This is a genomic window from Erwinia amylovora (genome assembly GCF_017161565.1).
Taxonomy (GTDB): Bacteria; Pseudomonadota; Gammaproteobacteria; order Enterobacterales; family Enterobacteriaceae; genus Erwinia; species Erwinia amylovora.
Genome location: NZ_CP066796.1, coordinates 2,429,590 through 2,454,596, shown reverse-complemented (window position 1 = coordinate 2,454,596; position 25,007 = coordinate 2,429,590). Strand labels below are relative to the sequence as shown.

General features: G+C 54.9%; 19 protein-coding genes and 1 pseudogene. 18 read left to right on the top strand and 2 right to left on the bottom strand.

Going from position 1 to position 25,007, the window contains the following annotated elements:
* Positions 1 to 48: 48 nt before the first annotated feature.
* A complete protein-coding gene (locus tag JGC47_RS11290; RefSeq protein WP_004158620.1) occupies positions 49 to 2,580 on the top strand; it encodes an ADP-ribosyltransferase in 2,532 nt (843 codons plus the stop codon).
* Between the two features lie 93 nt (positions 2,581 to 2,673).
* On the opposite strand, the gene yfbR is transcribed toward JGC47_RS11290, so the two are convergent.
* Both yfbR and JGC47_RS11280 read right to left on the bottom strand, forming a co-directional pair.
* Positions 2,674 to 3,270, bottom strand: coding sequence for a 5'-deoxynucleotidase (yfbR, locus tag JGC47_RS11285; protein WP_004158619.1), 597 nt, complete (start codon positions 3,268 to 3,270; stop codon positions 2,674 to 2,676).
* Positions 3,271 to 3,330: 60 nt separating this feature from the next.
* Positions 3,331 to 4,548 (bottom strand): pyridoxal phosphate-dependent aminotransferase, encoded by a 1,218-nt coding sequence (locus JGC47_RS11280; protein ID WP_004158618.1) that lies wholly within the window; start codon positions 4,546 to 4,548, stop codon positions 3,331 to 3,333.
* A gap of 1,012 nt (positions 4,549 to 5,560) precedes the next feature.
* On the opposite strand from JGC47_RS11280, the gene lrhA reads away from it, so the two are divergent.
* The 17 genes and pseudogenes from lrhA (at position 5,561) to JGC47_RS17650 (ending at position 24,978) form a co-directional block, all read left to right on the top strand.
* Positions 5,561 to 6,490, top strand: coding sequence for a transcriptional regulator LrhA (gene lrhA / locus JGC47_RS11275; protein ID WP_004158617.1), 930 nt, complete (start codon positions 5,561 to 5,563; stop codon positions 6,488 to 6,490).
* 667 nt (positions 6,491 to 7,157) lie between these two features.
* The gene (gene nuoA / locus JGC47_RS11270; RefSeq protein ID WP_004158614.1) at positions 7,158 to 7,595 is read left to right on the top strand and encodes an NADH-quinone oxidoreductase subunit NuoA; all 438 of its coding nucleotides are present in this window, start codon (positions 7,158 to 7,160) and stop codon (positions 7,593 to 7,595) included.
* Positions 7,596 to 7,612: 17 nt separating this feature from the next.
* Positions 7,613 to 8,287 carry a NuoB/complex I 20 kDa subunit family protein gene (locus tag JGC47_RS11265; protein ID WP_004158612.1) on the top strand — a complete coding sequence of 225 codons (675 nt, stop codon included), beginning with the start codon at positions 7,613 to 7,615 and terminating at the stop codon, positions 8,285 to 8,287.
* 104 nt (positions 8,288 to 8,391) lie between these two features.
* Positions 8,392 to 10,205, top strand: a pseudogene (gene nuoC, locus JGC47_RS11260) (NADH-quinone oxidoreductase subunit C/D).
* Between the two features lie 2 nt (positions 10,206 to 10,207).
* Positions 10,208 to 10,723, top strand: coding sequence for an NADH-quinone oxidoreductase subunit NuoE (nuoE, locus tag JGC47_RS11255; RefSeq protein WP_004158605.1), 516 nt, complete (start codon positions 10,208 to 10,210; stop codon positions 10,721 to 10,723).
* Positions 10,720 to 12,060 carry an NADH-quinone oxidoreductase subunit NuoF gene (nuoF, locus tag JGC47_RS11250; RefSeq protein ID WP_004158603.1) on the top strand — a complete coding sequence of 447 codons (1,341 nt, stop codon included), beginning with the start codon at positions 10,720 to 10,722 and terminating at the stop codon, positions 12,058 to 12,060. The genes nuoE and nuoF overlap by 4 nt, the downstream gene beginning before the upstream one ends.
* Before the next feature lie 50 nt (positions 12,061 to 12,110).
* The gene (gene nuoG, locus JGC47_RS11245) at positions 12,111 to 14,837 is read left to right on the top strand and encodes an NADH-quinone oxidoreductase subunit NuoG (RefSeq protein ID WP_013036122.1); all 2,727 of its coding nucleotides are present in this window, start codon (positions 12,111 to 12,113) and stop codon (positions 14,835 to 14,837) included.
* Positions 14,834 to 15,811 (top strand): NADH-quinone oxidoreductase subunit NuoH, encoded by a 978-nt coding sequence (nuoH, locus tag JGC47_RS11240; RefSeq protein WP_004158600.1) that lies wholly within the window; start codon positions 14,834 to 14,836, stop codon positions 15,809 to 15,811. The genes nuoG and nuoH overlap by 4 nt, the downstream gene beginning before the upstream one ends.
* Positions 15,812 to 15,823: 12 nt before the next feature.
* Positions 15,824 to 16,366: an NADH-quinone oxidoreductase subunit NuoI gene (nuoI, locus tag JGC47_RS11235; protein WP_004158594.1), complete on the top strand. Its 543-nt coding sequence runs from the start codon at positions 15,824 to 15,826 to the stop codon at positions 16,364 to 16,366.
* Between the two features lie 10 nt (positions 16,367 to 16,376).
* Positions 16,377 to 16,931 carry an NADH-quinone oxidoreductase subunit J gene (gene nuoJ / locus JGC47_RS11230; protein ID WP_004158590.1) on the top strand — a complete coding sequence of 185 codons (555 nt, stop codon included), beginning with the start codon at positions 16,377 to 16,379 and terminating at the stop codon, positions 16,929 to 16,931.
* Positions 16,928 to 17,230, top strand: coding sequence for an NADH-quinone oxidoreductase subunit NuoK (gene nuoK, locus JGC47_RS11225; protein ID WP_004158589.1), 303 nt, complete (start codon positions 16,928 to 16,930; stop codon positions 17,228 to 17,230). Before nuoJ ends, nuoK begins: the two co-directional genes overlap by 4 nt.
* Positions 17,227 to 19,065 carry an NADH-quinone oxidoreductase subunit L gene (gene nuoL / locus JGC47_RS11220; RefSeq protein ID WP_004158587.1) on the top strand — a complete coding sequence of 613 codons (1,839 nt, stop codon included), beginning with the start codon at positions 17,227 to 17,229 and terminating at the stop codon, positions 19,063 to 19,065. Before nuoK ends, nuoL begins: the two co-directional genes overlap by 4 nt.
* 212 nt (positions 19,066 to 19,277) lie before the next feature.
* Positions 19,278 to 20,798: an NADH-quinone oxidoreductase subunit M gene (gene nuoM, locus JGC47_RS11215; protein WP_004158586.1), complete on the top strand. Its 1,521-nt coding sequence runs from the start codon at positions 19,278 to 19,280 to the stop codon at positions 20,796 to 20,798.
* Between the two features lie 6 nt (positions 20,799 to 20,804).
* Complete coding sequence (gene nuoN, locus JGC47_RS11210) at positions 20,805 to 22,262, top strand: NADH-quinone oxidoreductase subunit NuoN (protein ID WP_004158585.1); 1,458 nt, start codon at positions 20,805 to 20,807, stop codon at positions 22,260 to 22,262.
* A 264-nt stretch (positions 22,263 to 22,526) separates the two neighbouring features.
* A complete protein-coding gene (locus JGC47_RS11205; RefSeq protein WP_004158583.1) occupies positions 22,527 to 23,885 on the top strand; it encodes a hypothetical protein in 1,359 nt (452 codons plus the stop codon).
* An 8-nt stretch (positions 23,886 to 23,893) separates the two neighbouring features.
* Positions 23,894 to 24,712, top strand: a complete 819-nt coding sequence (locus JGC47_RS11200) for an MFS transporter (protein WP_004158581.1) — start codon at positions 23,894 to 23,896, stop codon at positions 24,710 to 24,712.
* Positions 24,610 to 24,978 (top strand): MFS transporter, encoded by a 369-nt coding sequence (locus JGC47_RS17650; protein ID WP_004158579.1) that lies wholly within the window; start codon positions 24,610 to 24,612, stop codon positions 24,976 to 24,978. The genes JGC47_RS11200 and JGC47_RS17650 overlap by 103 nt, the downstream gene beginning before the upstream one ends.
* Positions 24,979 to 25,007 lie beyond the last annotated feature (29 nt).

Below are 25,007 nucleotides of genomic sequence, written 5' to 3'. Positions count from 1 at the left end.
ATCGAGGCGCCAGTTGGTTAATTTCAATATGTATTCAGGAATCCAATCATGCCGCGCATTACATCTGAAGCCGCATCTGCGGCTCGAACTTCTTTGCTAATCATCCCCGATCAAAGTAGCGTGGATGATGGCAAGAAAGACCGTATCGATGGGGAACTTACCTTAAGCATCATCTCGGTAGCCAGTTCTGCCATCGAAATGAATACTTCTCTTAATTCTTCTGTCATTCAATGTTGGCAACGTGCTGTCAGCGGGCTGAACGGACGGCTGCGCGCCAGCGAGTCAATAACCCGATCAGCAGAAGAACGTGAACTACAGGAAATGTCTGTTAAAGGAGCAGAGCTGCAACTGTTGGCAGAAAATGGCATCCTTAACGGCCAGCATGCCGGTGCGTTTACTCCTCCTGCTTTCAAGCTTAAGGGAAAATTTGCCTGGTTTGCAGGTGCAGCGCTGTTCACTGCCGGCGCGGGTGCGTGGGCTTATACTCACCATCTCTCCGGTGCTGGCGGCATGAACCGCCCGCCGGCCGATTGGCATACGGACAGCAGCGCGATGACTTCTCTGCAGCAGCCGGAGCCTTTACCCCTGGCGGCCGCGATCTGGGCGCCTCGAGAGGCTACCACGACCGAAAAACTTCTGACTGACGATGTGAAGAGGGTGAAGATAGGTTATTCATGCCTTGAGGAACGACAGTCTCTTAAGCTTAGCGATATATTAAGACAAATCGGCAATACGCTGTCGAATCCTGTTGAGGCGCTGGCGCATGAATCGATGATCATTGCTTACTATAATAAGCTGGGTCGTTGCCCGGACGATTTGGCTATTCAGCACCTGGCAACAATAACAAGCAGAGTAGATCAGACGGTTAGCGCATTGCTATCACTCTTTCCCGCGATGACCCCGTTGGTGATTATGCAAAGAATAGGGGGCAAGTTATTTACCATGCTGGCAGATGATTTGGAGGGTAAACCTCTTAATCCGCAGGATGCTATTGACATGAATAATCAAGTTTTGATGGTGGCAAAGGTGGTTGCGGATATTTCACCTAAAGATAAAAATGGTCAGATTATTGAAAAAAAAGCCGTGCTACCCGAGAAGACATTTATCAGGTACGGCCGTTTACATATTTATATTAATGGTAATGAATATCTTCTGGTTCGTCGCGGGGAAAAATATATTGCGATCGGAGATGACCGGGAAGTGGAAGTGCGCTATTCGATAAAAAATAAGTCCTGGAGCAATGTGAGTAAAAATGCTGTTGTCAGAAAGCTTGATACCAGCATGGCAAGAAAACCGGCAAAGAATTTCATCTCTTACCTGGATGTCTTCGATATTGAAATGGCAAACAGATTAAAAGGAGTCAGGCAGCTTGACGCCAGAGCCTTTATACGTATAAAGCCAAATAAGGAAGGGATTTATCGGTACACTTTGCGCGGTAAAAAAAATCAACTGCTCGCCTTAAAACTTAATGATAAGTTCTATCGGGTAAGCAAAGGGACAACACAACGCCACCTGGCGATTTATGGTCGACCGGAATGCGAAGTATTTTTATTTTATGGTAAGTATTACCTCGCCAATAAGAAGCAAAGCATTGAGGTAACGTATTCGCCCTGCCGTTTGAAAAGAGCGCCTGTTCTACCCTGTATGTATTTTTCTGGAGATATAGGGCAGATTCTCACGGATAACCATGAGGCAGGACTGATTGAAGACAAAGTAGGCGAACTTCACTCCGATAAAAAATATCCTGCTATTATGGTAGCAAGTAATGGAAAAACCTATATTAAGCACAATGGTGTGCTGTTCAGGGCCAAAATAGTCTATAAGGGAACGGCTGAGCAGCCATCTGATGCAGAAGTTCGCATTTATGGCAGGAAGCTCTCAGGTCTTTTAAAGAGAAAAAAAGAGTTTTACCTGGCCAGTGGATTTTTTAGTTTGGTTAACGGCGAGAGTTTTTTAACCAGCAAAACCGAAAACACCATGGAACTCTTTAATTTCTCAAGGCCCACGGCGGAAGCCTACCATCTACTTCAGGATTTCGATGACAACAGTGGTGGTATTACCTCTGACGAATATACAAGCATTCGCAATTATGGAGGCAACAGCTACTTCACTATTAATGGATTTCTGTTGGAAAATATGCCTGAGCAGTATTTAAGCCCACATATAAGAGAGCAGGCATTTCAACATGTGAAAAATATCAGAACGCTGTTAAAAAAATTGCCAAGTATTCAGGGTGTGGTTTACCGCGGAGGAAAGCCCAATAGTCAGGGGATGATGGATTTAGCGGAACTGAAATCAGGAGATATCATTTCAAGCAAAAAGTTTATCTCTGCCTCTACAGAGCAGCAAGTGGCGAGAAATTTCGCGGCTAGTGCCAACGGCATCCGCTATAAAATCCATGTCGTGAAGGCGGCGCACCCGGTGATGCTCTACACGGGCAAACTGACTGAAGCAGAAATTTTGATTGAAGATAATACCGTCTTCAGATGCAAAGCCGTTGCTGGCCGGGATATTGAACTGGAGGAAGTGGTTAATCCGTCAGACGAGGAGAAGGCCAGTTTAAAATATGTCTTTATCTAGTTGCGTCGCCGATCGAAAACGGTGAACTCAGAAACGGCCAGCTGCCTCTGGCTGGACAAAGACTGTTCCCGGGCCAGCCGTCAGAAGGAAGGATTACAATGATTCCTTGCTGATTTCATCCAGCGAAAGGCTAAAGCTTGGAACAAACACCTCGACAAAATAGTCCATTTCCGGGCTGTGGCGCTGAGCCAGGGTTTTCTCCAAACGCGCTTTTGCCAGCAGGAACTCGTTGTTACCGGCAGACAGTTCTTCCAGACATTTCAGATAGGCACACAGTGCATCCGCCTGCTTGACAATAGCCGTTTCTGCCTCGCTGTGCTGATGTTCATCAATTAATGGGGCGTAGGCTGAACGCAGTTCATCGGGCAACATCTCGATCAGCTTGTTCTGGGCGATTTTCTCAATTTTTTTGTACTCATGAGCAATCTGCGCATTGTAATACTTTACGGGGGTGGGCAGATCGCCAGTCAGCACCTCGCTGGCGTCATGATAGAGCGCCATCAGAGCAATGCGTTCGGCATTGAGGCTGCCTGAAAATTTGGCATTTTTAATCAGTGCCAGCGCATGGGCGACCATTGCAACCTGCAGGCTGTGTTCAGAAACGTTTTCAGTACGCACGTTACGCATCAGCGGCCAGCGGTTAATCAGCTTCAGACGGGAGAGGTGAGCAAAAAAGTGGCTCTTGGTCATCGTACTTTTTCCCTTACAGCATAAACCGAGAGCGGCCTGAGCCGCTCTGGGAGAGAAGCATTAAAGCTGGCGGTAACCGCTGAGGAAACGGTCAAATTTACCGATCGCCATTTCCAGTTCATCGACACGCGGCAGGGTCACAATACGCACATGATCCGGCCACGGCCAGTTGAAGGCGCTGCCCTGTACCAGCAAGACTTTTTCCTGTAACAGGAAATCCAGCACCATTTTCTGGTCGTCGTGGATGTTGAACTTCTTACTGTTAATTTTTGGGAACATGTAAAGTGCCCCGTCTGGCTTTACGCAGCTGACCCCCGGGATCTCGTTAATCAGCTCCCAGGCGCGGTTACGCTGCTCATACAGTCGGCCACCGGGCTGAATAAATTCGCTGATGCTTTGATAGCCACCGAGTGCGGTCTGGATGGCATGCTGCGCCGGTACGTTAGCACACAGGCGCATTGAAGCCAGCATCTCCAGTCCTTCGATATAACCTTTGGCGTGTTTCTTAGGTCCGTTAAGTACCATCCAGCCCTGACGGAAACCGGCCACGCGGTAGGTTTTCGACAAACCGTTGAAGGTGATGGTAAGCAGATCCGGCGCAAGAGCAGCAATTGAATGGTGTTGCGCGGCGTCATAGAGGATTTTGTCATAAATCTCGTCAGCAAAAATAATCAGATTATGCTGACGCGCCAGCTCCACAACCTCTGACAGCAGTTCTTTACTGTAGACGGCACCAGTTGGGTTATTCGGATTGATAATCACTATTCCACGCGTGCGCGGCGTGATTTTACTGCGAATATCGTCCAGATCGGGGAACCAGCCAGCGGACTCATCGCACATGTAGTGCACCGCTTTACCACCGGATAACGAAACGGCGGCTGTCCAAAGCGGATAATCGGGTGCCGGAACCAGCATTTCATCCCCGCTATTGAGCAACGCCTGCATAGACTGCACGATCAGCTCCGATACCCCGTTACCAATATAGATATCCTCCACCGTAACGTCGCGCATGCCGTGGGCTTGATAATGCTGCATGATCGCTTTTCGTGCTGAATACAGTCCTTTTGAGTCACAGTAGCCCTGCGCGCCCGGCAGATTGCGGATAACATCGACCAGGATCTCATCAGGGGCTTCAAATCCAAACGGAGCAGGATTACCGATATTCAGCTTAAGTACTTTATTACCTTCTTCTTCGAGGCGCCTGGCTTCTTTTAGTACCGGTCCGCGAATGTCATAACACACATTATCCAGCTTGCCGGATTTTTCAATTGGGGTCATCTTTGTTGCCTTTACTGGCGGAACCGCGTTCCAGCCGTGGAAAACTTAACATGGCACAATGTACTCTTCTCCTTTGCGGTTTTGAAGGGCAGGAAGGGGTTTAGTGAGCTAAAAGAGATTTTTTTACGTTGTTGACGAGGATAAAATGCCAAAAGACCCATATCAAAACATTATGCTGATTATTTCAACTAATTCGATACTATCATCGGCATGCTGCTCTATGTCTGCCAGAGTTTTCCACCGGACACGCTCAACCCGCAAATATTAACGATTCGTGTATTGATGATAGGTGTAACAGTCAAGTTATGCTTATTTGTCAGTACGCTTTTTGAACAGTCCGGGGATAGGGTTTGGTTTGACAAAGTGGGCCTGTCTGCTGGCCCTTTTTGGTGACAGCCGTGTCGTATTCGCTAAGACAAGTATTTTTTATGATGCAGGGCACTGTGTTTTGTGCCACAGCCGCTAAAATCACGCTTTAGTGAAAAGAATAATCAGGTTTGGGCTTAAAAAGCGAGCGGCAGTATGTCAGGATAATGTTCAGAGTACCTTGCACCAGATGCACAGGTCTTTGCAGGGATAAAAAAACGTTTTTTGTTCCTTATATTAGTAAGCAGTACTTAATATTTTACGCTGTGATCCAGCGTGTTGGTTATTTAATTTCCAATGGTTGTTTTAGACTAACAACACTCAAACTCATCTCATAATGAGTTTCGTCAGTGTTAATTAACTTAAACGACGCGGCTTCCTGCAACTTATGGGTTTGTGCAGCGTGCATGAGTGATGTATCAGATGAAAGAATCTTTTCGCCGCAGTCTGTCCGGCATTACTCGGGCAGAATGAGCAGAGTAAAGAATACTTATTGTCTGCAAATCAGGAATGCATCGGGTAATTTTTTTTGATTGCTAATCACTGTCGCCATTTTGCAATTATTACTTATTTATCATCTTATTGATAAATAAAGAAATAACACCAGGGTAGCTGTTTGTAAAAACTTATAAAGTGAAGATATAACATGACTAGTGCAAATCGTCCGATACTCAATCTTGACCTTGATCTGCTGAGAACGTTTGTTGCCGTTGCCGATCTGAACACCTTTGCTGCTGCGGCGACAGCGGTATGCAGAACGCAGTCGGCTGTTAGTCAGCAAATGCAGCGACTGGAACAATTAGTAGGCAAAGAACTGTTCGCCAGACACGGGCGTAACAAGTTATTAACTGAACACGGTATTCAGCTGTTAGGTTATGCCAGAAAGATCCTGCGCTTCAATGATGAAGCCTGTACCTCTTTGATGTACCGCAATATTCAGGGTGTACTGTCCATTGGTGCTTCTGATGATACTTCAGACACCATCTTACCGTTTATGCTGAACCGGGTTACCTCGCTCTACCCAAAACTTGCGATCGACGTTCGCGTTAAGCGCAATCCGTTTATGATGGAAATGCTCAATCAGGGCGAAGTCGATCTGGTCGTCACTACTTCCAGCCCGATGGATTTCACCTGGCAGGTCCTGCGTACGTCGCCAACCTTGTGGTACTGCGCAGCAGACTACATTTTCCAGCCCGGGGAAGCGATTCCTTTGGTATTGCTGGATGAGCCAAGCCCTTATCGCGACCTGGCGATAGACCATCTTAATCAGGCAGGCATTCCGTGGCGTATCTCGTACGTCGCTTCAACGCTTGCTGCGGTTCGTGCCGCGGTGAAAGCCGGGCTGGGAGTCACTGCCCGCCCGGTAGAGATGATGAGTCCTGAACTGCGCGTAATGGGGGCTGCCGAAGGTTTGCCAATGCTACCAGATACCGAGTATCTGCTGTGTCGCAATCCGGACAGTGAAAACGAGCTGGCGCTGGCGATCTTCGAGGCGATGGAGTCCGGCAACAATCCCTACCTACTGAGCACAGAGGGTCAGGGCAGCACAATTTCACCGGATGATGAAGAAGAGTAATCTGCTAAAGGTAAATGATTACTTTTATCAATAAACGTTGATTGACTTTAGCTTTACTCGATAAAAAAGGCCCTTCAGTCGGATTTTCGACAGAAGGGCCTTTTTATTGATAAATGCGCTGCCCCATTCATCGCCAGAAGGCCCTGAAAGTTGATCCCTCACACAATCAAATGACTTCGCAACAAAATAAGAATTATCTTAATTAATCAAGCGTTGAGTTTGCACTGAAAAGTCCCTTTTACCCATTTGATACTGGCTGTTTTTTTGTCATAAAACCCCAAAGTGTGTGCTGGATCAAAAAAATAGCCCTTATAAGGGGAAGGAAAAAGAGATTATTCCTGCCAGAATAGGCCAGGCTAAATTCCAACTTTCAGATGATTTTACCCGCTACACTCTGAAGTCACGAAGTGACTGACTCGATTTAGCTCGCTTAACGCATTTCCTGTGTTAATTTAATGTTCTTAATGTAAAATAATGTGCTGATAGTTTTGTCAAAGTTGACAGAAGGTGAGTTAAAGGAGTAAAAACCACATAAAACTACTGGCTTACTGCTGAAGTCAGTATAATTTATCAGGTTTTTTCATTGTTCCCTTAATCGATGTGGTGTGTGAGCTGCCATTCATTAGAGCAGGACGCGTAACGCCACTTTTGGTGAGTAAGTTAGAGTATGTCAACAACCACAGAAGTCGTCGCCCATCACTGGGCATTCGCTGTTTTCCTGATTGTCTCGATAGGTCTTTGCTGCCTGATGTTGGCAGGAGCATGGTTTTTAGGCGGAAAAGCTCGCGGAAGGCATACAAATACACCTTTTGAATCCGGTATTGCTTCCGTCGGCACTGCGAAATTGCGCCTGTCCGCCAAGTTCTATCTGGTTGCCATGTTCTTCGTCATCTTTGACGTTGAAGCGCTCTATCTCTATGCATGGTCGACCGCCATTCGCGAAAGCGGCTGGGTTGGCTTTGTCGAAGCCGCTATTTTCATTTTGGTCCTGCTTGCTGGTCTGTTTTATCTGGTTCGCATTGGCGCGCTGGATTGGGCGCCTGCCCGTCGTCAGTTCGACGTCAAACCAACTACCATCTCGCACGCCAACCGTCACAAGCAGTAACAGCGAGGCAAAAACACATGGACTATACGCTCACCCGCATAGACCCGAACGGTGAGAATGACCGTTATCCCCTGCACAAGCAGGAGATCGTCACCGACCCCCTGGAAAAGCACGTTCACCAAAATGTTTATATGGGCAAGTTAGAACATGCTCTGCACGATATGGTGAACTGGGGGCGCAAGAACTCCCTTTGGCCGTTTAACTTCGGTCTTTCCTGCTGCTATGTCGAAATGACCACCTCGTTTACTGCGGTGCACGACGTGGCGCGATTTGGTTCAGAAGTGATCCGTGCTTCGCCGCGCCAGGCTGACTTTATGGTGGTGGCGGGAACCTGCTTCACCAAGATGGCTCCGGTGATACAGCGCCTGTACGACCAGATGCTGGAACCAAAATGGGTGATTTCAATGGGAGCCTGCGCCAACTCCGGCGGCATGTACGACATCTATTCCGTGGTGCAGGGCGTTGACAAGTTCCTGCCGGTGGACGTGTATATCCCGGGCTGCCCACCGCGCCCTGAAGCCTATATGCAGGCACTGTTGCTGCTACAAGAGTCGATCGGCAAAGAGCGACGTCCATTATCATGGGTGGTTAACGATCAGGGCGTCTATCGCGCCAATATGCAGTCCGAGCGCGACAGGAAAAACGCAGAGCGTATTGCCGTCACTAATCTGCGCACCCCTGACGAAATTTAAACCTGCAGTTTATGGATGTGGTCAGAAAAAGCGCAAAAAAAACACAACGTAATATGCGCTGGCCCCCTTGACGCCAACACTGAGCGCCTGTCCGTCAGGCCAGAATGGTGAACAACTTATGACAGATTTAACCACGCAAGATCTCGCTCAGCCGTTATGGCAAACCCGTGATCACCAGGATGACCCGGTGATCGGCGAGCTGCGTAATCGTTTTGGGCCTGATGCCTTTACCGTGCAAGCAACCCGTACCGGCGTGCCGGTGGTGTGGGTAAAACGTGAGCAGCTGCTTGAAATTATTGAGTTTCTGCGCAAGCTGCCGAAACCCTATGTGATGCTGTATGACCTGCATGGCATGGACGAGCGTCTGCGCACCCACCGCGACGGTCTACCGGCAGCGGATTTTTCCGTTTTCTACCACTTCATCTCCATTGAGCGCAACCGCGATATCATGCTCAAGGTGGCGTTGTCAGAAAACGATCTGCATGTGCCGACCATTAGCAAAATTTTCCCTAATGCCAACTGGTATGAGCGGGAAACCTGGGAAATGTTTGGCATTGATATTGTCGGCCACCCGCACCTGACGCGCATTATGATGCCGCAGAGTTGGGAAGGGCATCCGCTGCGTAAAGACTATCCGGCGCGCGCCACCGAATTCGATCCTTTCGAGCTGACCAAGCAGAAAGAGGATCTGGAAATGGAGTCCCTGACCTTCAAACCTGAAGACTGGGGCATGAAGCGTTCTACCGCCAATGAGGACTTTATGTTCCTCAACCTCGGCCCGAACCATCCCTCGGCACACGGGGCATTCCGCATCATTTTACAGCTGGACGGTGAAGAGATCGTCGACTGCGTGCCGGATATCGGTTACCACCATCGCGGTGCCGAAAAGATGGGCGAGCGCCAGTCCTGGCACAGCTACATTCCTTACACCGACCGCATCGAATACCTCGGCGGCTGCGTCAACGAAATGCCGTACGTGCTGGCGGTAGAGAAGCTGGCCGGGATTAAAGTGCCGGAGCGCGTGGATGTGATCCGCGTGATGCTATCAGAGCTGTTCCGCATCAACAGCCACCTGCTGTACATCTCCACGTTTATTCAGGACGTTGGTGCCATGTCACCGGTGTTCTTTGCCTTCACCGATCGCCAGAAAATTTATGATGTGGTGGAAGCCATTACCGGTTTCCGTATGCACCCGGCCTGGTTCCGCATCGGCGGCGTGGCGCATGATCTGCCGAAAGGCTGGGAACGTCTGCTGCGCGAGTTCCTTGACTGGATGCCAAAACGCCTGAAAGCCTATGAGCAGACCGCGCTGAAAAACTCGGTGCTGATTGGCCGTGCTAAGGGCGTTTCCGCCTACAACATGGAAGAAGCGCTGGCCTGGGGCACCACCGGTGCCGGGCTGCGCGCCACCGGCCTCGACTTTGACGTGCGTAAATGGCGTCCTTACTCCGGTTATGAAAACTTCGACTTCGAAGTCCCCATCGGAGATGGCGTCAGCTGTGCTTACAGCCGCGTAATGCTGAAGATGGAAGAGATGCGCCAGAGTATGCGTATCCTGGAACAGTGCCTGAACAACATGCCGGCAGGCCCGTTCAAAGCTGACCATCCGCTGACCACACCGCCGCCAAAAGAGCGCACTTTGCAGCATATCGAAACCCTGATCACCCACTTCCTGCAGGTTTCCTGGGGGCCGGTGATGCCGGCCAATGAATCTTTCCAGATGATTGAGGCGACCAAAGGGATCAACAGTTACTACCTGACCAGTGATGGCAGCACCATGAGCTACCGCACGCGCGTGCGTACGCCGAGCTTCCCGCACCTGCAGCAGATCCCTTCGGTGATCAACGGCAGCCTGGTATCCGACCTGATCGTATACCTTGGTAGTATCGATTTTGTTATGTCAGACGTGGACCGCTAATTATGCACGATCAAAGAATTGCGATTGAAACGATCGATGAATCCGGTGCTTTTGTGCTGAGTGCGGCAGAGCGTGACGCCATCGAGCATGAAAAGCACCACTATGAAGATGCGCGCGCTGCCTCGATTGAAGCGCTGAAAATCGTGCAGAAACAGCGCGGTTGGGTGCCCGACGGCGCGATTGACGCCATTGCAGAGGTGCTCGCTATTCCGGCCAGCGATGTGGAAGGGGTGGCAACGTTCTACAGCCAGATCTTCCGTACGCCGGTTGGTCGTCATGTGATCCGCTACTGCGACAGCGTGGTGTGCCACATCACCGGCTACCAGGGGATCCAGGCCGCGCTGGAAGCTAACCTCAACATCAAGCCGGGACAAACCACGGCGGATGGGCGTTTTACGCTGCTGCCAACCTGCTGCCTCGGTAACTGCGACAAGGGGCCGACGATGATGGTGGATGAAGATACTCACGTCCATCTGACGCCGGAAAATATCGCCAACTTACTGGAGCAGTATCAATGAGACAGATTGTGCGTACTGCCGAAATGCATCCGCTGACCTGGCGCATGCGCGAAGATAAGCAGCCGGTATTTCTTGATGAATACCGCAGTAAGAACGGCTATGCCGGGGCGGAGAAAGCGCTGAAAACCCTGACGCCGGATGAAATCGTCAGCCTGGTAAAAGACTCGGGCCTGAAAGGGCGCGGCGGTGCCGGTTTCTCCACCGGCCTGAAATGGAGCCTGATGCCAAAAGACGAGTCCATGAACATCCGCTACCTGCTGTGTAATGCGGACGAGATGGAACCAGGCACCTATAAAGACCGCCTGCTGATGGAGCAGATGCCGCACCAGCTGGTGGAAGGCATGCTGATCAGCGCCTTCGCCCTGAAGGCGTACCGTGGCTATATCTTCCTGCGCGGTGAATACATTGAGGCCGCGGTTAATCTGCGCCGGGCAATTGCTGAAGCCACCGCGGCCGGTCTGCTGGGCAAAAATATTCTCGGCACCGGTTTTGATTTCGAGCTGGTGGTGCATACCGGCGCGGGCCGCTATATCTGCGGTGAAGAAACCGCCCTGATCAACTCGCTGGAAGGGCGTCGCGCTAACCCGCGTTCCAAACCGCCATTCCCGGCTTCGGCTGGCGTCTGGGGCAAGCCAACCTGCGTCAACAATGTTGAAACCCTGTCCAACGTACCCGCTATCCTCGCCAACGGCGTGGACTGGTACAAGAGCATTTCCAACAGCGATGACGCCGGAACCAAGATGATGGGCTTCTCCGGCCGGGTGAAAAACCCTGGCGTCTGGGAACTGCCGTTCGGGACTACCGCACGCGAAATCCTTGAAGAGTACGCCGGCGGCATGCGCGACGGGCTGAAATTCAAGGCGTGGCAGCCGGGCGGGGCGGGTACTGACTTCCTGACTGAGCAGCACCTTGACCTGCCAATGGAATTTGCCAGCATCGGTAAAGCCGGTAGCCGTCTGGGCACGGCGCTGGCGATGGCGGTAGACCACGAGATCAATATGGTGTCGCTGGTGCGCAATCTGGAAGAGTTCTTTGCCCGTGAATCCTGCGGCTGGTGTACGCCATGTCGTGATGGCCTGCCGTGGAGCGTGAAAATTCTGCGTGCGCTGGAACGTAAAGAGGGGCAGCCGGGAGATATCGAAACCCTGCTGCAGCTCTGCCGCCAGCTTGGCCCCGGTAAAACCTTCTGTGCGCATGCGCCCGGTGCAGTAGAGCCACTGCAAAGTGCCATCAAATACTTCCGCGAAGAGTTTGAAGCGGGTATGGCACCCCAGGTATACAGCAACGCCCACGCGATTAGCGGCATCCAGCCCAACCTGTTAAAGGCGCGCTGGTAAGCAAAGTTTAACGCTCGTGCCAGCACGAGCCTTATGGAAGCATGTTCACTATGGCTACAATCCATGTAGACGGTAAAGAATATGATGTTGACGGTGCAGATAACCTGTTACAGGCCTGTCTGTCCCTCGGCCTTGATATTCCTTATTTCTGCTGGCATCCGGCGCTCGGTAGCGTCGGTGCCTGCCGCCAGTGCGCGGTAAAGCAATTTCAAAATGCCGAAGATACCCGTGGCCGTCTGGTTATGTCCTGCATGACTCCGGCGTCTGACGGCACCTTTATTTCGATTGATGACGGCGAAGCGAAAGAGTTCCGCGAAAGCGTGGTGGAGTGGCTGATGACCAACCACCCGCACGACTGCCCGGTGTGCGAGGAGGGCGGTAACTGTCATCTGCAGGATATGACGGTAATGACCGGCCACAGCTTCCGCCGTTACCGTTTCACCAAACGTACCCACCGTAATCAGGATCTGGGGCCGTTCATTTCCCATGAGATGAACCGCTGCATCGCCTGTTACCGCTGCGTGCGCTACTACAAAGATTATGCCGACGGCAAAGATCTCGGCGTCTACGGTGCACACGATAACGTCTACTTTGGTCGTACCGAAGATGGCGTGCTGGAAAGCGAGTTCTCAGGTAACCTGGTGGAAATCTGCCCGACCGGCGTATTTACCGATAAAACCCACTCCGAACGCTACAACCGTAAATGGGATATGCAGTTTGCGCCCAGCATCTGCCAGCAGTGCAGCATCGGCTGTAACACCAGTCCCGGCGAGCGCTATGGCGAGCTGCGCCGCATTGAAAACCGCTATAACGGTACGGTTAACCACTACTTCCTCTGTGACCGCGGCCGCTTCGGCTACGGCTACGTTAATCTCAAGGATCGCCCGCGCCAGCCGATGCAGCGTCGCGGCGACGACTGGATCGCGCTGAATGCCGACCAGGCGATGCAGGGGGCGGCCGACGTGCTGCGTCAGGCGAAGAAGGTAATTGGCATTGGCTCGCCGCGCGCCAGCGTGGAGAGCAACTTTGCGCTGCGCGAGCTGGTGGGCGCGGAAAACTTCTCCACCGGCATCCCCGCTGGCGAGCAGGCGCGGCTGGAGCTGATGCTGCGGGTACTGCGCGACGGCGGTATTCATACGCCGGCGCTGCGTGACATCGAAAGCTATGATGCGGTGCTGGTGCTGGGTGAGGATCTGACCCAGACCGGCGCGCGCGTGGCGCTGTCGGTGCGTCAGGCGGTGAAGGGCAAAGCACGTGAGATGGCGGCGGCACAGAAAGTAGCCGACTGGCAGATTGCGGCGATCCTCAATATTGGTCAGAACGCCAAATACCCGCTGTTTGTCACCAACGTCGATGAAACCCGGCTGGATGATATCGCCGCGTGGAGCTACCGCGCGCCGGTGGAAGACCAGGCGCGTCTCGGCTTTGCCATCGCCCATGAGCTGGACGCCAGCGCGCCGGCGGTGAGCGATATCGATAAAGCGCTGGCCGGTAAAATTGACGTTATCGTCCAGGCGCTGGCCGGAGCGAAAAAACCGCTGATCATCTCGGGAACCCACGCGGGCAGCGAGGCGATGATTCAGGCGGCGGCCAACGTGGCCAGGGCGCTGAAGGGGCGCGGAGCGGACGTGGGGATCACGCTGCTGGCCGCGGCGACCAACAGCGTTGGCCTGGGGCTGATCGGTGGGCATTCACTGGATACGGCGCTGGCTGAACTGACCAGCGGCGCAGCCGATGCGGCGATCGTTCTGGAAAACGATCTCTACCGTCATCTGCCCAAAGCCACCGTCGATGCGGCATTGAGCAACACGCAAAACGTGATTGTGCTCGACCATCAGTGCACCGCGACCACTGAAAAAGCCGGTTTGATCCTGTCCAGCGCCAGCTTTGCCGAAAGTGATGGCACGGTGGTCAGCCAGGAAGGACGCGCCCAGCGCTTTTTCCAGGTTTACGATCCGGCTTATTACGACGAAAAAGTCCAGATGCTGGAAAGCTGGCGCTGGCTGCGCTCGTTACAGAGCACCATCGACAGCCGCTCAGTGGACTGGAGCCAGCTCGACCATGTAATTGATGCCTGCATCGTGGCGCTGCCGCAGCTGGCCGGCATTAAACAGGCGGCGCCGGATGCCAGCTTCCGTATTCGTGGTCAGAAGCTGTCACGCTCGCCGCACCGCGCCAGCGGACGTACCGCGATGCGCGCCAATATCAGCGTGCATGAACCGCGCCAGCCGCAGGACAAAGACAGCATGTTTGCCTTCTCGATGGAAGGGAACAACCAGCCGGGCGCTGCCCGTTCACAGATCCCGTTTGCCTGGGCGCCGGGCTGGAACTCACCGCAGGCCTGGAACAAATTCCAGGCCGAAGTGGGCGGCCATCTGCGCAACGGCGATCCGGGCGTGCGCCTGATCGAAGCGGGTACGCCGCAGCTGGGCTGGTTTGACGCTGTCCCGGCCGCCTTTGCCGCTCAGGACAGCCGCTGGCGCGTGGCGCCGTACTTCCACCTGTTTGGCAGTGAAGAGATGACCCAGCGCGCCCCGGTGATCCAGCAACGTATGCCAGAAGCTTACGTGATGGTGAACCCACAGGACGCGGCGAAACTTGGCGTCAACGCGGGTACCACCCTGGCGTTCAGCTGCCGGGGTGAAACGCTGCGTCTGCCGGTACGCTTCTCCAGCACGCTGCAGGCCGGGCAGGTGGGTTTACCGCTCGGTTTGCCGGGTATTGCGCCGTTCCTCTGCGGGGCAACTATTGACAATCTGCGGGAGGCTGCACAATGAGCTGGCTGACACCGGAAGTTATCGACGTCATTATCGCCGTGGTTAAAGCCTTAGTGATCCTGTTCGTCGTCGTCGGCTGCGGCGCGTTTATGAGCTTCGGCGAACGCCGTCTGCTCGGCCTGTTCCAGAACCGCTACGGGCCTAACCGTGTCGGCTGGGGCGGATCGCTGCAGCTGGTGGCTGACATGATCAAAATGTTCTTCAAAGAGGACTGGATCCCGCCGTTTACCGACCGCGTTATCTTTACCCTGGCACCGATGATCGCCTTTACCTCGCTGCTGCTGGCGATGGCGATCGTACCGGTTACCTCTACCTGGATGGGCGCTGACCTGAATATCGGCCTGCTGTTCTTCCTGATGATGGCCGGGCTGGCGGTGTACGCGGTGCTGTTCGCCGGCTGGTCGAGTAACAACAAATACTCGCTGCTCGGCGCAATGCGCGCCTCGGCACAGACCCTGAGCTACGAAGTGTTCCTCGGCCTGTCGCTGATGGGCGTGGTGGCACAGGCTGGCTCGTTCAATATGGTCGATATTGTTAACAGCCAGGCAAATCTGTGGAACGTTGTCCCGCAGTTCCTTGGCTTCATCACCTTCTGCATCGCCGGGGTGGCCGTGTGTCACCGCCATCCGTTCGACCAGCCGGAAGCCGAGCAGGAGCTGGCCGATGGTTACCACATTGAATATGCCGGGATGAAGTTTGGCCTGTTCTTTGTCGGTGAATACGTGGGCATCGTCACGGTTTCTGCGCTGATCGTTACGCTGTTTTTCGGCGGCTGGCAGGGTCCGTGGCTGCCACCGGTGATCTGGTTCGCGCTGAAAACCGCCTTCTTTATGATGATGTTTATTCTGATCCGTGCTGCGTTACCACGCCCGCGCTATGACCAGGTGATGTCGTTCGGCTGGAAAGTTTGTCTGCCGTTGACGCTGCTGAACCTGCTGGCGACCGCCGCAGTGATTCTGTACACGGCGCAGTAAGGGGTTAAGAACATGACATTAAAAGACATTGTCGTTGGATTTGGTACCACGGTTCGCAGTATCTGGCTGATCGGCATGAATGCCTTCGCCAAACGCGAAACCCTGATGTACCCGGAAGAACCGGTCTATTTACCGCCGCGTTATCGTGGGCGCATCGTGCTGACCCGTGACCCGGACGGTCAGGAGCGCTGCGTGGCCTGTAACCTGTGCGCGGTGGCCTGTCCGGTCGGCTGCATCTCTTTGCAGAAGGCGGAAACGGCCGATGGCCGCTGGTACCCGGAATTCTTCCGCATTAACTTCTCGCGCTGCATTTTCTGTGGCCTGTGTGAAGAGGCTTGCCCGACCACTGCGATTCAGCTTACCCCCGATTTTGAACTGGGTGAGTTTAAGCGTCAGGATCTGGTGTATGAAAAAGAAAACCTGCTGATTTCCGGTCCGGGCAAGTACCCGGAATATAACTTTTACCGGATGGCGGGTATGGCGATCGACGGCAAAGACAAAGGCGACGCGGAAAACGAAGCCAAACCCATCGACGTCAAGGGCTTGTTACCTTAAGGAGCCAGGCATGGAATTTGCGTTTTATCTTTGCGGACTGGTCGCGGTGCTGGCGACATTGCGCGTTATCACCCATACCAATCCGGTACATGCGTTGCTGTACCTGATCATCTCATTGCTGGCGGTGTCCGGGGTGTTCTTCTCGCTCGGGGCCTATTTTGCCGGCGCGCTGGAAATTATCGTTTATGCCGGTGCCATTATGGTGCTGTTCGTCTTCGTGGTGATGATGCTCAACCTCGGCGGTGCCGAAGTGCAGCAGGAAAAAGACTGGCTGAAACCGGGCATGTGGATTGGTCCGGGGCTGCTGTCCCTGCTGCTGCTGGTCACCCTCGTCTATGCCATTCTGTCGGTCAACGATCAGGGCATTGACGGCACGATGATTGACGGCAAGCAGGTCGGTATCAGCCTGTTCGGGCCTTACGTGCTGGCGGTTGAACTGGCCTCCATGCTGCTGCTGGCGGGGCTGGTGGTGGCGTTCCACATCGGTCGCGAACAGCGTGCCGGGGAAGTGCTGGCTAACCGTCCGGCGGACGCGGCGAAAAGTAAGAAGGAGGAGCGGGCATGATCCCTTTGCAGCACGGACTTATTCTGGCGGCGATCCTGTTTGTCCTTGGGCTAACGGGCGTGATGATCCGCCGCAATTTGCTGTTTATGTTGATTGGTCTCGAAATCATGATTAACGCCGCAGCGCTGGCGTTCGTGGTGGCGGGCAGCTACTGGGGGCAGGCCGACGGTCAGGTGATGTTTATCCTGGCTATCAGCCTCGCCGCGGCAGAGGCCAGTATTGGCCTGGCGCTGCTGTTGCAGCTGCATCGTCGCAGTCAGAACCTCAACATTGATAAAGTGAGCGAGATGCGCGGATGAACCTTCTCTATTTAACCATTCTGTTTCCGCTGATCGGCTTTTTGTTGCTGGCGTTTTCGCGCGGTCGCTGGTCAGAAAACCTGTCTGCTGCCGTCGGCATGGGTTCCGTCGGGCTGGCAGCGCTGGTCACGGCGTATGCCGGGCTGGACTTCTTCCATAACGGCCAGCAGGTGTTTAACCAGGCGCTATGGACCTGGATGCAGGTGGGCAACTTCCGGATTGACGTCAATCTGACGCTGGACGGCCTGTCGCTGACCATGCTGTCGGTGGTGACCGGCGTTGGCTTCCTGATCCATATGTTCGCCTCCTGGTATATGCGCGGGGAGGAGGGCTATTCACGCTTCTTCGCCTATACCAACCTGTTTATCGCCAGCATGGTGGTTCTGGTGCTGGCCGATAACCTGATGCTGATGTATCTCGGCTGGGAAGGCGTGGGCCTGTGCTCTTATCTGCTGATCGGCTTCTACTACACCCATCCGGCCAACGGTGCGGCGGCGATGAAAGCCTTTATCATCACCCGCGTCGGTGACGTGTTTCTCGCACTGGCGTTGTTTATCCTCTACAACGAGCTGGGTACGCTGAACTTCCGCGAAATGATGGCGCTGGCACCGGCACACTTTGCTGCCGATAATCATATGCTGCAGTGGGCCACCCTGATGCTGTTGGGCGGTGCGGTCGGTAAATCTGCCCAGCTGCCGTTACAGACCTGGCTGGCCGACGCGATGGCGGGTCCAACCCCGGTCTCGGCATTGATCCACGCGGCGACCATGGTGACCGCCGGCGTCTATCTGATTGCCCGTACCCACGGGCTGTTCCTGATGACGCCGGACGTGCTGCATCTGGTGGGGATTGTCGGTGCGGTGACGCTGGTGCTGGCAGGCTTTGCCGCGCTGGTGCAAACCGATATCAAGCGCGTGCTGGCTTACTCAACCATGAGTCAGATTGGCTATATGTTCCTGGCGCTGGGCGTGCAGGCCTGGGATGCGGCGATCTTCCATCTGATGACCCATGCCTTCTTCAAGGCGCTGCTGTTCCTCTCGTCCGGTTCGGTGATCCTCGCCTGTCACCACGAGCAGAACATCTTCAAAATGGGCGGTTTGCGTAAGCGCATTCCGCTGGTGTACGTCTGCTTCCTGGTCGGCGGCGCGGCGCTGTCGGCGCTGCCGTTGATAACCGCAGGCTTCTTCAGTAAGGATGAGATCCTGGCCGGGGCGCTGGCCAACGGGCATCTCAATCTGATGATTGCCGGGCTGGCGGGGGCGTTTATGACCTCCCTGTACACCTTCCGCATGATCTTTATTGCGTTCCACGGCAAAGAACAGATCCACGCTCATGCCGGGAAGGGCATCACCCATCATCTGCCGCTGCTGGTGCTGTTAGTGCTCTCGACCTTTATTGGCGCAACGATCGTGCCGCCGCTGCGTGGCGTACTGCCCGAGACCAGCGAACTGGCGCACGGCAGCGTGCTTACGCTGGAGATCGCCTCTGGCGTGGTGGCGATTGTCGGCATTCTGCTGGCAGCCGCGCTGTGGCTGGGCAAACGCACGCTGGTGACCGCTATCGCCAACAGCGCGCCGGGGCGGTTCTTCTCCACCTGGTGGTTTGCCGCCTGGGGCTTCGACTGGCTGTACGACAAGCTGTTCGTTAAGCCTTACCTCTTTGTCGCCTGGCTGCTGTCGCGCGATCCGCTGAATTCACTGATGAATATTCCGGCTCTGCTGGCACGCGGCGGCAATAAAGGGCTGGCGCTCAGCGAAAACGGCTATCTGCGCTGGTACCTCGCTGCAATGAGCATCGGTGCCGTGGTGGTGCTGGCGCTGCTGATGGTGATGTAAAGGTGAGTAAGTGGGGGCCTGGGGTTGCTCTGGTCCCGATAAGAGGTTTTGAATTTAACTGAAGCCAGGGCGTTATCGGCGCAGTCAGTTTTGCCATCGCCAGCGCGCAGCAAGCGGAGCATACTTATGTATGTCAGCATTGCGAGCACTGCCGGGGGCGAAAATGGCAAGCAAGATAGCCCTTTCAGAAAAACAATAGGGAACAAATTGCCATGTTACTTCCTTGGCTTATCATACTACCCTTCGTCGGCGGCCTGCTGTGCTGGCAGGGCGAGCGCTTTGGCGCGAAGCTGCCGCGCTGGATTGCCCTGATCGCAATGGGGCTGACGCTGGCGCTGTCGTTGCAGCTGTGGCTGCAGGGCGGCTATTCACTGTCACAGGCCGAGGGTGGCCCACAGTGGCAGGCTCAGTTCTCCGTGCCGTGGATCCCGCGTTTCGGCATTGCTTTCCACTTGGCACTTGATGGCCTGTCGTTACTGATGGTGGTGCTCACCGGCCTGCTGGGGGTGATGGCAATCCTCTGTTCGTGGAATGAAATCGAGAAATGGCAGGGCTTTTTCCATCTTAACCTGCTGTGGATCCTTGGTGGCGTCATCGGCGTGTTCCTTGCCATCGACCTGTTCCTGTTCTTCTTCTTCTGGGAGATGATGCTGGTGCCGATGTACTTCCTGATCGCGCTATGGGGCCATAAAGCCTCCGACGGGAAGACGCGCATTACCGCCGCGACCAAGTTCTTTATCTACACCCAGGCCAGCGGGCTGGTGATGCTGATTGCCATTCTGGCGCTGGTGTTTGTGCACTATAACGCCACGGGCGTGTGGACGTTCAGCTATGAACAGCTGCTGAAAACTCCGATGTCGCACGGCGTTGAATACCTGCTGATGCTCGGCTTCTTTATCGCTTTCGCGGTGAAAATGCCGGTAGTACCGCTGCATGGCTGGCTGCCGGACGCGCACAGTCAGGCTCCGACCGCCGGTTCGGTTGACCTGGCGGGTATTCTGTTGAAAACCGCCGCCTATGGCCTGCTGCGTTTCGCGCTGCCGCTGTTCCCTGATGCCACCGCTGAATTTGCCCCGATCGCCATGTGGCTGGGCATGATCGGCATCTTCTACGGCGCGTGGATGGCGTTCTCCCAGTACGATATCAAGCGTCTGATTGCTTACACCTCGATTTCCCATATGGGCTTTGTGCTGATTGCTATCTACACCGGCAGCCAGCTGGCCTACCAGGGCGCGGTGATTCAGATGATCGCGCACGGTCTTTCGGCTGCGGCGCTGTTTATCCTCTGTGGCCAGCTGTATGAACGCCTGCATACCCGCGATATGCGTCAGATGGGCGGTTTGTGGTCGCGTATCAAATGGCTGCCGGGCCTGTCGCTGTTCTTTGCGGTAGCCAACCTGGGGATGCCGGGTACCGGTAACTTTGTCGGTGAGTTTATGATCCTGACCGGCAGTTTCCACAGCGTTCCGCTGATTATCATCATCGCCACCTTTGGTCTGGTATTTGCTTCGGTCTACTCGCTGGTGATGATGCAACGGGCTTACTACGGCCCGGCAAAATCAGAGACGCCGCTGCGCGGCATGTCAGCGCGTGAGTTCCTGATGATCATGGTGCTGGTGCTGCTGCTGGTGCTGCTGGGGGTTTATCCGCAGCCGATTCTGGATACCTCCCACGCTGCGATGAGCAATATTCAGCAGTGGTTTACTGCTTCAATTTCAACTACAAGGCCGTAATTCGCCATGACAATAACTCCTCAACAATTGATCGCGCTTCTGCCGCTGCTGATCGTCGGATTGACGGTGGTAGTTGTGATGCTGTCCATTGCGTGGCGACGCAACCACTTCGTCAACGCCACGCTTGCCGTCGTTGGCCTTAACCTGGCGCTGTTTTCGTTATACTTCGTCGGCCAGGCTGGGCCAATGGACGTCACCCCGCTGCTGCGGGTAGACGCGTACTCAATGTTCTATAGCGGACTGGTGATCCTCGCCAGTCTGGCGACCTGCACCTTTGCCTATCCGTGGCTGGCAACCTACCCGGATAACCGCGAAGAGTTCTATCTGCTGGTACTGATTGCCGCTCTCGGCGGCGTGGTGCTGGCCAGTGCCAGTCACCTGGCGTCGCTGTTTATCGGTATTGAACTGATCTCGCTGCCGCTGTTTGGGCTGGTCGGTTACGCCTTCCAGCAAAAGCGCTCGCTGGAAGCGGCGATCAAGTACACCATTCTGTCCGCCGCCGCTTCTTCATTCCTGCTGTTTGGTATGGCGCTGGTCTATGCGCACGCCGGAAGCCTCGGGTTTATGGAGCTGGGCAACAGCCTGAATGATGGTTTGATCCACCAACCGCTGCTGCTGGCGGGCCTGGGCCTGATGATCGTCGGCTTTGGCTTTAAGCTGTCGCTGGTGCCGTTCCACCTGTGGACGCCAGACGTCTATCAGGGCGCACCCGCGCCGGTATCAACCTTCCTCGCCACTGCCAGTAAAATCGCTATCTTCGGCGTGCTGATGCGCCTGTTTATGTACGCGCCAATGGCAAACAGTGAAGGGGTGCGGACCGTACTGGGCATTATCGCCGTGGCGTCGATGCTGTTCGGTAACCTGATGGCGATCTCGCAGAGCAATATCAAGCGTCTGCTGGGCTATTCGTCCATTGCTCACCTCGGTTATCTGCTGGTGGCGCTGATTGCGGTGCAATCCCACCAGCTGTCGCTGGAAACCGTCGGGGTTTATCTGGCTGGCTATCTGTTCAGCAGCCTCGGTGCTTTCGGCGTGGTCAGCCTGATGTCCAGCCCGTACCGTGGCCCGGATGCGGAATCGCTCTACTCCTATCGCGGGTTGTTCTGGCATCGTCCAATCCTTGCGGCGGTGATGACGGTGATGATGCTGTCACTGGCGGGGATCCCAATGACGCTGGGCTTTATCGGTAAGTTCTACGTGATTGCGGTTGGCGTCAGCGCGCACCTGTGGTGGCTGACCGGGGCGGTGGTGCTCGGCAGCGCCATTGGCCTTTACTACTATCTGCGTATGACCGTCAGCCTGTATCTGTCGCCGCCTGAGCTGATGCAGCGCGATTCCCCGGCAAACTGGGCGTTTACCGCCGGTGGCGTGGTGGTGCTGATTTCAGCGGTACTGGTGCTGGTACTGGGTATTTACCCGCAGCCGCTGATTTCGCTGGTCAATCTGGCGCAGCCGCTGCACTAAGATAAACGCAGTATCTGTCACTATGCTAATCGGGCTCCCAGGAGCCCGATTTTTTTTGCGTGCTTACCGGTAATTTATTGTCGATGACCCGGCCTGTCTGAGCATACGCTAAGTTCTCAGGCGTATTTTAGAGAAAATTCCTAATGGATATTAAACGACATCGCGATGTCAGCCGGAGGCTGGAACAAAATCTGACGGGCACAGTCTTCAGGTGATACACGGTGTGTTAATGGTTATCACGCCCTGAGATGCTGGAGTATCCCCTTGCTAAGATTGTTGCTGTTATTAATTGGAGCCCGGGAACTGAAAGCGCGCTGGATGCTGCTGGTGGTGTTGAGTGTGATCTGGGCAGGTAGCGGGGTGGTGATACTGGTGGATATTGTCTCGGATGGATCGCTGTCATTCCCGCTGTATGTTCTGACCTCCGTGCTGCTGACAGAAGGCGTGGTGGCGCTGGTCACCGCGCTAATTTCAACACCGCCGTTTAGCAAGGCAAACTTTGTGCGCGGCGGCTGTTTGATCGCCATTGCGCTGCTGGTCTTTGGCTATGACGGTCAAAGCAAACTGCTGTCGCTGCTTTTTGCCACCCTGCTGTTACTGGATGGCCTGTTCCGCATCATCTCAACCTGCCTGATACGCTGCCGCCTGTACGGCAAAAAAGTGCTGTTCGGGCTGCTGCAGCTGCTGCTCAGCCTGCTGATATTCTGCAACTGGCCATTTCATCACCATATCGTGATCGCAGGCTGTTTTGCCGCAATGATGCTCCATTCCGGCGTATCGTTGCTGACGTTTGCGATGCATCTTTGGCTGCTGCCTGCTGACACCTCAGTGACCACTTTGCCGATGTTTACCTCACGCGGCCTGCGTCGTCCTCATGGCACTGCTTACGTGCATCCGCCATTTCCCGCTGCCGAGCCAGCAGCGGCAATGCAGATTCTGGTCTGGACGCCGGTTGGCTCGGCGATGGTGAGCGAACGGCGTATTCTGATTGACCGCTATCTGGCTGCCATCGACGGCGAGCGCAACATTTCCACCGGTCACACGGCGCTGGAGCTACCCGGCCAGTTATATATCAGCCACTACCCGCTGGCAGATATCGACCGTGACTTCAGTAACTTTCGCGCCGTGCTGCGCGGCGGTGAGGAATATGACGTTGCGGGCCGCTTCCTCTCGTCGTTGCAGCAGGAAATCGATGACTGGTGCATCCCGGACAGACGGCTCACGCTGCGCCACTATAATGCCGAGGCGCTGCGTAATTACTGGCAGGTTTACTGCACGGACACCCGCTATAACCTGACATCGCGTAACTGTTCCACCACGGTGATTCAGGCGCTGGATGTGGCGATAGAAGGCGCTCTGGGCGCGCGTGGGGGGAGGGTGTTGGGCCTGCTGCTCAATACTGATTTCTGGCTGCTGTGGCTGGTGCGCAGCCGTGCCGACGGCATGACATGGACGCCCGGTCTGCTGATGGATTATGTCTGCCTGCTGCAAAAGGTGCTGCAACCGGCACCCGGCCGTAGCTGGCACCAGCGTATGCTAAACGCGCTGACGCAGCGACGCCTTAGCCTGATGGATCACCGGCTGCACAAAAGAGGCGTACGGTCACGCCGCTCTTTATTCTGAGGCCAGATATGCGACGCTTCCTGCAACCGATTGCGGCGGCAACGCTGTTTGGTTTGATTTTCGGCCTGAGCGCGCCGCTTATCGCGCTACGGCTGGCAGAGCAGGGCTATAGCACGCTGCAGATCGGCATAAATGCCGCGCTGCATGCCGCTGGCGTACTGCTGATCGCCCCTTTATTACCGTGTCTGTGCCGCCGTTTCGCTGCGCAGCGTTTGCTGCAGCTGGCACTGACGGCGGTAGCGATAGTCCTTTTACTGTTTCTGTGGCGACCCGTTGGCGCCTGGTGGTGGCTGCGTCTGCTGCCGGGCATGGCGGCAGAGGTTATCCTGGTGGTATCGCAAAGCTGGCTCAGCCAGCACAGCAGCGAACAGATCCGGGCAAAAAATATGGCGTTATACATTGCCATGCTGTCGCTGGGCTTTGCCGGCGGCCCACTGATGTTAAGCATCTGGGGCAGCGGTAGCGGCCTGTTTGTCGCGGGTAGCGCGTTGGCGATATTAGCCACGCTACCGTCAGGGCAGCCGCCCCGCGCTACGGCTGATGAAGCGGCGTTAAGCCTGCTCCAGGCGACAGCGATGATCCCGCTGGCACTGGCGGCGGCGGTATTGAGTGCCGCTGTGGAAACCGCCGGGATGAATCTGTTGGGGCTGTATGCCGTCAGGCCTGGCTGGGGCGTGGAGCAGGCTTCCTCGCTGTTAGCTATTCTACTGGGGGGGCCATTATCATGCAGCTGCCCATTGGCTGGCTGGCGGACCGCTACGATCGCAAAAGGTTACTGCTGCTGTGCTCTGCGCTGTCCGTGCCGGGCGCGCTGTGCTGGCCAATAGCCCTGGGCCATCTTTGGTGCAGCTACGCGCTGCTGTTCTGCTGGGGCGGCGTTTTTGTCGGCATCTATACCCTGATGATGACATTAATCGGCGCGCGCTTTCAGGGCGCGGCGCTTACCCGCGTGTATACCTTACTGCCGCTTGCCTGGGGAGCCGGAGCGCTGTCTGGCCCGCTGCTGGGAGGGGCGGCGATGTCGGTTACGCGACAGGGGCTGCCGTGGCTGGCCGCACTGCTTTGCTCACTGTTTCTCTGTCTGGCCCTGTGATTAAATAAACGCAGGGGTTAGCGGCATAT